The following is a 12396-nucleotide window of genomic DNA, read 5'->3' as shown; positions in this document are numbered from 1 at the left end:
GGAAAACGAGCGATGTCGACAAGTAATAATTTAAAGATCGATACCAAAAATCTTTGGCCTTCAAACGTAGAGCGGGATTTTGTCGATAACCTACAAGCTATCGTCGCACGCGACATCGCGCCTGAGGGCGATCGAATAGACCGCGAAGACATTTACCCGACGGAAATCGTCAAGTCTCTTGCGAAACACGGCTATAATACATTAACTCTCGAGCCCGAGTTCGGAGGAGGTGGGTTATCTTTCCTGCACGCCGCCAGCGCATTTGAAGAAATTTCAGTCGCGAGCGCAGCGACCGGTATTTGCCTGATTACGATTTATCAGGCGCAAATAATGATACGTTTATTTGGCCAGGAAAGCCTAAAACAAAAGTATCTACCCCGGTTTGCGGAGGGGTTGATTTGTGCATATGCGCTCACTGAATCCAATCACGGGAGTGACATAACCAAGCTGGATACGAAAGCAGTTCACGATAGCAATGGGTGGGTAATTAATGGAGAGAAGCATTTTATTACCTCCAGCATGGCCACCGAATTCTACATTCTTCTTGCCGAGACAGAGGTTGGTGTGTCCGTATTCGCGGTTCCTTCAGATTTTGAGGGGGTCTCAAAATATACGGGCGAAAATTCTTCTACCTTTGGCCTCCGGAATGGGCCACATATGAACGTCATTTTCGATAACGTCCGTGTGCCTGATGATCATATGATCGGGACGGAAGGTAAGGGAGTGCGCCAAGCGGTTTCCGTCCTTAATTATTCCCGCACTCTTGCAGGTGCCGTTTCCCTAGGCGTTGCGCGGGCCGCCTTCGAAGGAGCATTGGCATTTGCCCGAGACCGCAAGGCCTTCAATCAACGGGTCGTGGAGTTTCAGGGGATACAGTGGTATTTGGCCGATATGCTCACAGAAATAGATGCCTCTCGACTTTTAATCCATCGTGCGGCGCAATCTCTTGATAGTGGTGATCAAGTACCGCGTTGGGGAAGTGAAGCAAAGTACAAGGCAGCGGCTGTTGCTACCTACGTCGCATCACAGGCAGCGCAAATCTGCGGCGCCTATGGCATTATGGAGAACGCTCCGTTCGGTCGATACATTCGCGATGCTAAGGCATACCAAGTGGCGGGCGGGTCCGCAGAAATATTAAAGAATACGATTGCCAAATGCCTATTGTCTTTATCGGGCCTGCAAGATGGCAAAGGTCTGCGTTGATGACCTCAATAGTCCACAAACTGGCCGAATGTGTAACTCAATATAGTCAAGCCATTGCCATAGAGACGGACGATGTCTCGCTTAGCTGGGCTGAATTAGGCACCCTGTCATTCAAGATGTCGGCGCGGCTGAGAAACGCCGGCGTAAAAAAAGGGGACCATGTTGCCTTGTTTTGCGGTAATCGGGCGGCGTTCCTGATTTCCTGGTTTGCGATCGCAAACCGTGGTGCCGTCACTGTTTGCGTGAATACCGGTTTAGTCAGTGAGGGTTTCCAGTACGCCATAACACAATCGAAGTCCAGCTACCTGTTAGTTGATGACACCCTGTATCCTCAAGTCTCCGAAGAAATTTCCAGTTTGCCCCCGGAGGTTCAGTTAATCCGGATTGAAGACGACCGGCATTTTTTTCAGGATATCCAGCAGGAGGAAGAAGATGATCTTTGTGAGTTGCACGGATCAGATCCGGTCACGCTCATTTATACGTCGGGAACAACCGGCCGCCCGAAAGGGGTATTGAACTGCCACCAGGCATATATTGCGAGTGGCGAGCGAATGGTCGACGCGCTTCGGATCCGGCCAGAAGAGCGTATTATGATAGTACTCCCCCTCTTCCATGCCAATCCGCAGATTTATGCCGTTATGAGCGCCTTACTTACGGGCAGCACAATGGTGGTCCGGCCAAAATTCTCAGCCAGCCGGTTTTTTGAGGATGCCCGTCAATTCAAGGCGACGATGTTCACCTACGTCGGCACTATTCTTGCGATGATCGCAGCACGTTTCCCCGAGGGAGACACTGACCACAACCTCGATAGATGTGTGGGCGGGGGCTGCTCCGAAGCGACCTGGTTAAAGTTGCAGGATTCATTCGGGATCAAGCCATTTGAATTATATGGAATGTCGGAGACTGCCGGATGGGCAAGCGCAAACTCCTTCCAAGATTATCGCATCGGCTCTTGTGGGAAAGTCCGGGACGACCTGGAGCTTGTCATTGTCGACAAGGAAGACAGTATTTTGCCAGCAGGAGAATCTGGCGAAATCGCTTTACGTCCTCGACTGCCATTTCGACTTCTGATGGAGTACTGGGATAATCCGGTGGCTTCATGTGGGGCTTCCAGAAACTTTTGGTTCCACACGGGGGATATTGGTCGCTTTGATGAGGATGGGTTTCTTTATTTCCTCGGCCGCGACAGGGAAATAGTACGCAAGGGCGGCGAGAATATTTCACCGATAGAGCTTGAACAGGCAATGTTGGAGTTCCCGAAAATCAGGGATGTCGCGGTCGTCGCAGTTCCCGATTCCATCATGGGCGATGAGATTAAGGCTTGTATTGTTGCGGAAGAGCAATTTTCTGCGACTGAGTTGCAGGAGTTTTTGTCACGACGGATTCCGAAATTCATGTTCCCGAGGTATCTGCAGTTCCTACAACAAATTCCAAGAACGGAAACGGAGAAAATCAAACGAAACCTGCTGCAGGAAAACCATGCCAATATCATTGACGCTCAAAAACCATAAACTTTAGCTACTATAAAAAACGGGGCATTCTTTAGAGAATGCCCCGGATTTCCCGTATGTCGCAAGTCATTAATTCACGAGTTTAGATCTGGCATCCTCGAGTATCTTGTAAATCTCCTTGGCAGCCTCCGGCATGCCGGCTTCAGTTGTGTCGTCCGCCCAGACTTTCGGCATGTCTGGCTCGATTTTCTTGAACTCACCGACATCTTTAAAATGGACGTAAGTCATATCATTTTCAGGCATATCTACATTGATCGTCCTATCAAAAACTTCCTTTAGATACTTGGCCTCTTCGACGCTTGAACCGTGGGCCGCTTCCTTCATCAAGGTTTGCACATTCTTCGGAAGCTTTTCGAATTTTGTGCGGTTGGTTAGCAGTTGCGTCGCAGGCACCGCCCCCAGGTTCAGATCTATCGCATATTTTGCGACTTCATATAATTTGGAGGAAATCGCCAAGTCATGTGACATCCAAGAACAATCGATCAAGCCCTTTTCCAGCCCTTCGTACATTTCCGCGAATGACATAGTTTGCGGGCTCATCCCGAGTGAGTTAAAGAATATTGGTGGATATTTTCCATTTGCTCGCACCCGCGTACCCTTCATTTCTTCCAAATTTGTGATTGGCTTGGTGCAAGTAAGGTTGTAAGGGTTCGCCGTCGTTGTGTTTAGAATAAGCAAGTTATGCTTTTTCAGTTCCTCGTCGACAGCCGGTAGATCGAAAATATCCATCGATGCTTCATGTGCATCTGATGGCGTTGCGAATGTCCGCTGCATGTTTCCAACCACGCCGGCTAATGGGAACTCGCTGGGTAAATACCCCAATGCGGTTGATCCAAAATCCAGTGCGCCGGAGGAAACCAGATCGGGAATTTCAGTGGGGCCGCCCATGGAACCAGCCCAGAACATTTTAAATTTTATTTTCCCGCCGCTTCGTTTAGTAACCAATTCAGTCCACCGTCTATCGAATTTCGCCAAGGTATGGTTCGACGGAACGATGTGAGCGTAAGTGAATGAAAGCTCTGGATATTCCTCAGCGGCAACAACTTGAATTGTTGTCAACGGCGAAATAAGGGCCAACGCAAATAGTATCCGGACCAACATAGTATAGTTTCCTCCCATTTTATAGTACTGCAGCAGGCGTAAGAACGCCGCTATTTATAATCGGGCTCAATATTCAAGCCTGTGAGTGAGAAGCGCTTCAATACGCCTTCTTGCATGATAAATACTAGCTCGACCGATGGTTCTGTAAATAACCGACCCCGACATTATCGTATGCTAAAATGACAGATATCAGACTCCGAGAAACTGTTATAGGTGCCTTTGTTCTCGGGACTGGTTGCCGTGAATGGGGAAACAATTATTCTAATGATTTGTGCAGCATAATGGCTGCTTTCGGTATGTATGGATAGTATTTATAGTCTCATAGTTGGACAATAAAAGCCGAGAATGGCCTGATTAACAGGCGCCGGCATCCAAAGAAATTGAATTTGGGTTTTGGGAGAGCTCTATGACTATGGCGGCAAGAATAGTGCGGATGGCCTCAAATATTGATCGTTACGCTTTTCAGATATGTGGAGTTTGCATATTTATGATTATGGTCGTCGGCGCTGCGGACGTTGTGCTCGGCAATACGATCGGATATCGACCGCCAGGCACTGTTGATGTTTCCCAGTCCTTATTTGTGGTGAGTATCTTTCTGGCTCTTCCGCATGTTGTATTGCGTCAGGAGCACATTAAAGTCGACCTGTTCATAAATATTCTGCCTGTTTCAGTGCAGCGATTATGCGAATGGTCAGCCACATTGATCAGTTGTGCTGTCTACGCTGCCATGGCCTATGCAATGTGGGACTTGTTTGCCGCAAGCTGGGAAGTAAAGGAACAGTCGCTTTCAATTTTCACCTTCCCGATTTACCCCGTCAAATTTGCAGCAACTTTGGGCCTGTTTGTCGCGGCACTTATATGCTTATGCCGTTTTTTATGTTGGCATTGCGAAAAGTTTGATCGTTCAGCGGGGAGTCGCCGATGACCTTATCTGGTTTAGAGCAAGGCGCGATCACAATTGCCTCTGTTTTGGGATTGTTGTCCATAGGCGTGCCAGTTTCTGTTGCAATGATTGCCGTTGCTGGTGCTGCAATGTGGCTCGTCGCCGGGTTTGATTTCAGCCAGGCAAATTTTAAGTCGCTACCTTATGCAGTTACCTCCAATTACACTTATGTTGTGGTGCCAATGTTTGTACTAATGGGGGTTCTTTCGGCAAAGGCGGGAATTATAGCAGACCTTTACCGGGCAGCCCACCGATTCATGAGCCGTGTCCGAGGTGGTCTTTATTTTTCAACGATCCTCGCCTCTGCCGGGTTCGGCGCAGCATCTGGTTCGACGGTGGTTGCCTCAAGCGTATTCACGACAATTTCCTTGCCTGAAATGAAGCGCTTTAATTACAATCTGGGAGTGTCAGCCGGCTGTATCGCTGCTGCCGGGACCTTGGCGGCGCTTATTCCACCGTCAATTATCATGGTTATCCTTGCAGTGCTAACGGATCAATCAATCGGTACGCTATTAATGGCCGGACTTATACCGGGACTGTTGACTGCACTCATCTACATTGTCGGCATTCGCTTTTTTGTTCTCTTCCGGCCATCCTGGGCACCACCAACAAACGAAACCTACTCGTGGCGTGAAAAATTTCAGGCCTTGTCCCGGATCTGGACGGTTTTGTTGCTTGTACTCCTCGTTATGGGCGGGATTTACATGGGATTCTTCGCACCGTCGGCTGCAGGTGCCGTTGGTGCCGCGGGGGCAGCATTAATAGCGGCATTTTCCCGTCGATTGAGCTTGAAGGATTTTTGGGAGTCCCTTCTTGAAGCCGCACGCATCTCGACGGTTTTGTTTTTTGTTTTCATCGGGGGATTATTGCTTAGCCGCGCGTTGTTGATAATGGGGTTCATAAGCGACCTAAATGACATGATTCTTGCATACGGAATTTCAGAAAGTACTTTTTTAGCGATTATAATACTCATGTATTTCGTGCTCGGTATGTTTATCGATTCCGTATCGGTCATGGTTATTACCTTGTCGTTTGTCTTCCCGTTATCGCAATCACTCGGCCTGAATCCCGTCTGGTTCTCGGTACTTTTGATCAAAATGGTTGAGATCGCGGCGATCACACCTCCGGTCGGATTGAACCTGTACGCAGTTATGGCCGCCAGCAAGGGAGAGGTGAGCGCTAATCAGATATTCAAAGGTATTCTTCCTTTCGTTCTCCTGGAATTCGGGTTTCTGGCAATATTGATCATATTTCCCGATATCGCCACATGGTTACCCGCAAAAATGAAGGGGTAGAAATGGTCAGAATGGCGGAGCATTGCTGCTAAGTTTCTTGATTTGAAAGATTCTGAAAAGAAAACCGGCTCATCTATTTGAGTAATATTAAGAAAATGAAGTGTGGGAGGGCACAATGACTGAATGGTACCCTAAGAAATGTATCGGTAATTTGGTAGACGACCTTGCCCGACAAATGGGCGGCAAAACAGGGCTGTCTTTCAATGGCAGAAAATACACATTTGCTGAAATGGCTGATCATGTGGATAGTGCGGCGCGCGCATTAATGAGCCTCGGAATCCAGCAAGGTGACCATGTTGCTGTTTGGCTGAATAACAGCCCAGATTGGCTATTCTTGCAATACGCAATATCAAAGATAGGCGCCATCATTGTTCCCCTGAATACTCGCTTTCGGTCACATGATATCGATTATGTTTTGCGGCAGTCAGACAGCAAGCTACTTATTACGCACGATGTTTCCGGGCCAATCGATTATCTTGCTCTCCTCAAAGAAGCCGTCAAAATACCTGACAATGGCACAGATATCACGGACCCCGATTTTCCAAGTTTAAAAAAGATTGTCATACTCAGCGATACGAAACACTCGGGAACTATTCTGTGGCGCGATGCCAAGGAAGCCGGAAAATCTATTAACGAAAGCGAGCTTAAAGAACGTAGTGAGCATGTCGATCCCGACGATGTGACCATTATCCTGTATACTTCCGGATCAACGGGTTTTCCGAAAGGCGTTATGCATTCGCATAATATTATCCGTGCGATGGAAGAACGTGCATATCGCCTGAATATTACATCGAAGGATGTGATTATAAACTATATGCCACTATTCCATGCATTTGGACTATCCGAAGGATCATTGATGTCAATGCTGACCGGATCGATGCAGGTGCTGACAGAAAATTTTATCCCCGATGAAGCGCTGGATTTGATAGAACGCGAAAAAGTGACGATAATGCACGGGTTCGACATCCAAATTAAGATGTTGATAGATGCACAGCAGAAAAAACCGCGACGTACCGACTCGCTCAGGTTTGGCTGGTTGCCTGCTGGCCCTTCGAATGTTACACCTGTCGCGAGAAAAGCCAAGGATGTTTTCCCTACATGGAAAAGCCTGACAGGATTTGGCATGACGGAGATATGGACTGGCGCCTGTATTAGCGCACTCGACGATACGGAGGAACAACGTTTCGAAGCATCCGCCACGCCAGCGATGACATCCGAAGTCAGGGTTGCTGATCCACAAACGAACGAGCCGCTGCCGGCAGGTGTTGAAGGAGAGATCCAAATCAGGGGGCTCACGGTCACCAGAGGGTATTACAATAAGCCCAAGGAAACGAAAGAAACATTTACAGAGGATGGCTGGTTGAAGTCAGGTGATCTGGGATATTTCCGGGAAGACGGGCACCTGCGTTTCGTCGGTAGACTTAAAGACATGCTGAAGGTCGGCGGAGAAAACGTCGACCCCATGGAAGTCGAAGGGTATATTCTCGGTCTGGATGGTATACAGCAAATTAGTGTGGTTGGGGTATATGACCCGAGGTTGGGTGAAGTCCCGATAGCGTATATCCAGAAGAAAGATAACAGTTCGATAACAAAAGAAAATATTATTGAATTCTGCCGTAACAAATTGGCGAGTTACAAGATTCCGAAACATATTGTATTTGTCGATGAATACCCAATGACGGCATCGGGAAAGATTCGGAAAGTGGACTTGCGGCAAGATGCCGCTACCCGATTATCTTCGAATGTACAGGCATAATCCCTGATGTACCAGGCAATCGATACCTCATTGGACGAACAAGGTGTTTATACGCTGACCCTGATGCGTCCCGAAAAGCACAATGCGCTTGGCGACATCATGATGTCTGAATTGCAGCATGCAGTTCAACAGATGAACGAGAACCCCGAAATCCGATTGGTTATTCTGACGGCAACCGGCAAAAGCTTCTGCTCTGGGGGGGATCTGAATAGTTTCAAGGACGCCATTGTTGAAAATCGTGAACAGAGAATGGAACGAAGCCGGGTTCTTGGCGGCCTTTACCGATCATTGTATTCTTTATCCAAGCCATTAATTGGATCAATCAACGGGCCTGCCTTTGGTGCCGGCGTGGGATTGATATCCGTATGTGATATAACATTTGCCTTACCCGACTTTAAATTTGGATTTTCGGAAACCAGGCTGGGATTGGTGCCCGCAACTTTCTTTCCCTATATCGTGCGCAGGATAGGTGCAGTAAATGCCCGCAGAGTAATGTTATCCGGCGCCACATTTGATGGTGAAGAAGCACAACGGATCGGTTTAATTGATCAAATTTGCGCTAACGAGCAATCACTTAAGAACGCATTGGCAACGGTGATTGATGGTCATTTAGCTGCAGCATCAGATGCTATGAGCATAACCAAAAAAATGATCGAGACGGTGGCCGACAGAAACCTGGATGATGCGATAGAAGACGTAGCGCAAATTTCTGCAGATTCATGGGAAACCCGTGAAGCATGTGCCAGAATTTCTCAGTTTTTTAAAAAAGCAAAATAAGTCACTGACCAGACTATGGCATTACCTTTGACCCTGGTTAATTTGGCAATTCAATTGTCATATTCTGTCATGGAATACTGTGAAGCAAACCATAAAGTAGTTATTCGTATTTCCAAGGATAGGATGTAGCTATGGCCTCAGTTCGAGAAAAGTCCGATAGTATTTATTACCCGCATCTTTTTCAGGCCGGAAAAATTAGAAATCTGGAATTGCGGAACAGAGTATTTATGGCGCCGATGGAGTCAAATCTGGCCGCGAAAGACGGGGCCGTCTCCGACCTTATGCGTGAATATTACGTCGCACGCGCGGCGGGTGGGGTGGGCATGGTCATCGTTGAATACACCTGTATCGATCGACCCATTGGACGAGGAGGAGATCCTTCTCTCGGGATTGATGACGATAGTTTGATCGATAGCCATCGCAGTTTAGTAAAGAGTATCCATAAAGCAGGTAGCAAGGCTTGCGTACAATTATTTCACGCAGGCAGACAAACGCATCCTAAATTTACTAATGGTCTCCAGCCTATCTCTGCCTCGCCTATTCCGTGTCCGATGTATCGCAAGATGCCGCGTCAAATGGACCGCGACGACATTCTGAGAGTTACCGAGATGTATGGCCACGCCGCGCGACGTGCAGTTGAGGCCGGCTATGATTCTGTTGAAATTCACGGTGCGCACGGTTATTTACCTGCTAATTTTCTGTCCGCTGCATCAAACAAGCGGGAGGATGAATTTGGAGGATCACTCGAAAATCGCCAGCGCTTTCCATTAATGATCGTTTCTGCCGTTCGAAAAAACTTGGCAGACAAAGCCCTTATTTTCCGGTTGTCCGCAGATGAATTTGTCGAGGATGGAACTAAGATCGAAGAGGCAAAAGATACAGCCAAAAGACTCGTAGAGGCCGGAGTGGATGCTATACATGTATCGACCGGATGTCATGAGCGTATTGACCGGAACGTAGAGCCTGCATGGATGCCCGAGGGTTGGCGCATCCCCTTGGCACGGGCAGTACGCCAGGTTATAGACAAACCTGTTATTACAGTTGGAGTAATAAGACGTCCCCAGATCGCTGAACAGGCGCTAAAGGACGGTTCAGCCGATTTTATTGCACTGGGTAGGGCGCTCTTGGCGGACCCGGAATGGCCAAACAAGGCACGAGTGGGCCAAGCGAATGAAATTCGGCCTTGTACATCCTGCAACTGGTGTGTCGCGCAGATTGGGACTGGCCATACTCCTGTTGGATGCGCGGAAAACCCACGAACGGGTCACGAAACCGAGACCTATCCAGTTTATGTCGGCAATAGTGAGCGTGCCCTTGTCGTCGGTTCCGGCCCTGGGGGCATCGCAGCTGCGCTAATGTTGGACCAAGCCGGATATAATGTAACACTCTTCGAACGCACCGGCAATCTGGCGCCTGGATTGGTGGCATCTGCTGCGGCTCCGAAAAAAGAAAAATTTCATTGGTACCGAGACTATCTTCTTCAAAAGCTCGAAACTTCCGATGTCGATGTGCAGCTGAATTTTAACGTCGAGGCTTCGCACTTGGTTGAACGTTCTCCTCGTTTGGTAGTTGTGGCGACAGGGGGCGTCGACCGAAAACTGGAAAATGTCTCTGGATTGGACTTGCCATTTGTCAAGTCAGCGTATGACGTCCTCAGCAGGGCCGAGGAAATCGGGCAAAACCCGATCATAATATACGGCGCTGGTGAAGTCGGGTGTGAGGCGGCTAAATATGCAGCGGATCGAGGATATGATGTCGTGCTGGCGACAAGATCCAGTGACGAGGGTGCCCTGTCGCGATCCAATAACCTCAGAATATACCGCGAACAGTTTGTGGAAACGATAAAGGCCTATAAGAATATCCGAATTGAACTGGGAGCCGAATTGCGTTCCATTGAACCCGGCATCGTCCGCATGCAACGTGAGGGAAAAGAAGTTATTTGGAATGCTGGGCAGGTTCTTTTGGCGGTCGGACGGTTGCCGAACTCCTCTTCTTTTGAGGAAGTGCAGGCCGCCGGGATCGAATGCGTGACGATCGGTGATGCCTCTGATGTTCGCAGAATTGGGGACGCCGTACATGAAGCATATAGAGTGATGCGCGACTTCACAATTCGCGCGGCGCCCTCCGGCAAGGCTCTGGAGGCACTCCCATTCTAGCGAGAATGCTAAATGTCCAACCGATAGGTCGTGGCGGCGGTTTTATGGAAGAGGAATGCCTTCTCGTCGACTGAGAAAGAACCAGCGATGCGCTTGAAAGCATTCCATAAAACGCCGTACGAAATCGATACACCATCGACAGGAAAATTGCTCTCGAACATGCAGCGTTCCGGCCCGAATGCCTCTATGGCATGGAGAAACCAGGGAGAATAAAAATCGGCATATTCATTTGACCCAAGTGGTTTGCCCTGTTTGTGCCAACCGAAACCACTAAGTGACATCGCCACGGCACCTAATTTTATGACTACATTTTCGCATGTCGCCAGTTCCGAGATATTAGCACGCCACTGATCAAAATACGCCTTTTGTTGGTCTTGGTAACGTCCTACACCAACAATTCCTCCTAAATGTTCACAAACGATTTTTGCCTCGGGCACTGCCTGTGCAAGTGCGATCAGTTCCGGAATTTGCGTAAAGTAGCAAAATGAATCAAAGCATAGATTTTTTTGGGCCAATTGGCGGATTCCCTTTTGGAAATTAGGATCAATCAACAACCCTTGCGGTGGCTTGGTGTGGCCATTTGGCACCTTTTCGTCCTCGTCCCACGCGGCTGAATTTCTGATGGCACACAGTCTGTTCTCAGCGGCCTCCTGAAGTACCTCCAATTCCGCCTCCACCTCCCCTCCCCGCAGATCGGTATAACCGACCACACCGGATGTAGGATCACAAATCGTTTCCCGTCCCTGCTGGAGCTTACGCATTATGGCACCTTGATTGATGGCAAATCTCATTTCCCCGCAAGCGCCGCCGCCAGCAAAAAAATCAGCGTTGGCTTCGACGTGGATCGCACCAACAATCTTGTGGCCTTGATCTACGTAATCCAGAAAATTCTGCGCCAGAAACTCATGCCCGCGTCCCGTAAAAAAATGGAAATGCGGATCCAGAATTGGCATCTCAGGTTCAATCACATCTTCCTGTACTTGTGCAAACCACTCCGGACGATCAGTTGGATTTCGCGCCAATGTTGTATACCTCCGATTTATTGGCAATGAATTAGACTTTATATGATCATCGCAACGTTTCTGGAGATGTGCCATTGCCGGTTTGACCAATTTAAATGTCTAATGACATCAAATCAGGGCTTTGTCAGAGAAAAATCACTTGAGCCGTGTTGAAGCTGGATTTACGATCGGCCAATGAAGAATCTATTTCGTTATTTCAAAACTTCACCCGAGATCATTCGCTTAGCAGTGATGATGGTATTGTCATCTATGGACGCCTCCTAAAATGCGGGTCGTTGTATTTCAACGATTTAGGAGGTTCCCAATTCCTTCAATATGACTAAATCGGGCGAGTTTTGAGTTAATGTGATGGGATGGACGCCTCCTGTTCCGGCATTGTTTGCGCCATAATGGAAGTTGCAGAACTTCATCAACAGGAGGCGTCCATCCCATCACATTAGCTTCGTGGAAAGGAATTCGACCTTGGTTTAGTTTTCTTCGAGGCAAAAGATCTCTTATTCCCGGCATCGTTTTCCATCTCAAATAATTCAGCATGCGGTCTGGTTCTATGCTCGGTTTACTCTTAGCTACCGAGATATTGAAGATCTTTTGGCCGAACGATAAGTGAGTTAAGCACGAATACTTGATAGAAT

Annotated in this window: 9 protein-coding genes and 1 pseudogene; 8 read left to right on the top strand and 2 right to left on the bottom strand. The window is 48.2% G+C overall.

The window, feature by feature from the left end:
* The first annotated feature begins 12 nt into the window (after positions 1–12).
* Together GQF03_RS10020 and GQF03_RS10015 are read left to right on the top strand one after the other, a co-directional pair.
* On the top strand, positions 13–1203 hold the full coding sequence (locus GQF03_RS10020) for an acyl-CoA dehydrogenase family protein (protein ID WP_161339139.1): 1191 nt from the start codon (positions 13–15) through the stop codon (positions 1201–1203).
* Positions 1203–2714: a class I adenylate-forming enzyme family protein gene (locus GQF03_RS10015; RefSeq protein WP_161339137.1), complete on the top strand. Its 1512-nt coding sequence runs from the start codon at positions 1203–1205 to the stop codon at positions 2712–2714. Before GQF03_RS10020 ends, GQF03_RS10015 begins: the two co-directional genes overlap by 1 nt.
* A gap of 69 nt (positions 2715–2783) precedes the next feature.
* On the opposite strand, the gene GQF03_RS10010 is transcribed toward GQF03_RS10015, so the two are convergent.
* Entirely contained in the window at positions 2784–3791 is a 1008-nt protein-coding gene (locus GQF03_RS10010) for a TRAP transporter substrate-binding protein (RefSeq protein ID WP_161339135.1), read from the bottom strand.
* 430 nt (positions 3792–4221) lie between these two features.
* On the opposite strand from GQF03_RS10010, the gene GQF03_RS10005 reads away from it, so the two are divergent.
* From GQF03_RS10005 to GQF03_RS09985, 5 genes are all read left to right on the top strand, one after another.
* The gene (locus GQF03_RS10005) at positions 4222–4740 is read left to right on the top strand and encodes a TRAP transporter small permease subunit (protein ID WP_161339133.1); all 519 of its coding nucleotides are present in this window, start codon (positions 4222–4224) and stop codon (positions 4738–4740) included.
* Entirely contained in the window at positions 4737–6053 is a 1317-nt protein-coding gene (locus GQF03_RS10000) for a TRAP transporter large permease (protein ID WP_161339131.1), read from the top strand. The genes GQF03_RS10005 and GQF03_RS10000 overlap by 4 nt, the downstream gene beginning before the upstream one ends.
* 115 nt (positions 6054–6168) lie before the next feature.
* Positions 6169–7809 (top strand): class I adenylate-forming enzyme family protein, encoded by a 1641-nt coding sequence (locus GQF03_RS09995; protein WP_161339129.1) that lies wholly within the window; start codon positions 6169–6171, stop codon positions 7807–7809.
* 6 nt (positions 7810–7815) lie between these two features.
* Positions 7816–8586: an enoyl-CoA hydratase-related protein gene (locus GQF03_RS09990; protein ID WP_161339127.1), complete on the top strand. Its 771-nt coding sequence runs from the start codon at positions 7816–7818 to the stop codon at positions 8584–8586.
* 131 nt (positions 8587–8717) lie between these two features.
* Positions 8718–10742, top strand: a complete 2025-nt coding sequence (locus GQF03_RS09985; RefSeq protein WP_161339125.1) for an oxidoreductase — start codon at positions 8718–8720, stop codon at positions 10740–10742.
* An 8-nt stretch (positions 10743–10750) separates the two neighbouring features.
* On the opposite strand, the gene GQF03_RS09980 is transcribed toward GQF03_RS09985, so the two are convergent.
* Positions 10751–11764, bottom strand: a complete 1014-nt coding sequence (locus GQF03_RS09980; RefSeq protein WP_161339123.1) for an amidohydrolase family protein — start codon at positions 11762–11764, stop codon at positions 10751–10753.
* 489 nt (positions 11765–12253) lie between these two features.
* On the opposite strand from GQF03_RS09980, the pseudogene GQF03_RS09975 reads away from it, so the two are divergent.
* Positions 12254–12364, top strand: a pseudogene (locus tag GQF03_RS09975) (IS6 family transposase); the annotation flags it as partial.
* Between the last annotated feature and the right edge of the window lie 32 nt (positions 12365–12396).

The organism is Sneathiella chungangensis, from assembly GCF_009882935.1.
Classification (GTDB): Bacteria; Pseudomonadota; Alphaproteobacteria; order Sneathiellales; family Sneathiellaceae; genus Sneathiella; species Sneathiella chungangensis.
This window is presented reverse-complemented; position numbering and strand designations above follow the sequence as displayed.

What these genes read in the sequence shown, in the direction of transcription:
- GQF03_RS10020 (WP_161339139.1), top strand. Translation starts at nt 13, where the DNA reads ATGTCGACAAGTAATAATTTAAAGATCGATACCAAAAATCTTTGGCCT.
- GQF03_RS10015 (WP_161339137.1), top strand. Translation starts at nt 1,203, where the DNA reads ATGACCTCAATAGTCCACAAACTGGCCGAATGTGTAACTCAATATAGT.
- GQF03_RS10005 (WP_161339133.1), top strand. Translation starts at nt 4,222, where the DNA reads ATGACTATGGCGGCAAGAATAGTGCGGATGGCCTCAAATATTGATCGT.
- GQF03_RS10000 (WP_161339131.1), top strand. Translation starts at nt 4,737, where the DNA reads ATGACCTTATCTGGTTTAGAGCAAGGCGCGATCACAATTGCCTCTGTT.
- GQF03_RS09995 (WP_161339129.1), top strand. Translation starts at nt 6,169, where the DNA reads ATGACTGAATGGTACCCTAAGAAATGTATCGGTAATTTGGTAGACGAC.
- GQF03_RS09990 (WP_161339127.1), top strand. Translation starts at nt 7,816, where the DNA reads ATGTACCAGGCAATCGATACCTCATTGGACGAACAAGGTGTTTATACG.
- GQF03_RS09985 (WP_161339125.1), top strand. Translation starts at nt 8,718, where the DNA reads ATGGCCTCAGTTCGAGAAAAGTCCGATAGTATTTATTACCCGCATCTT.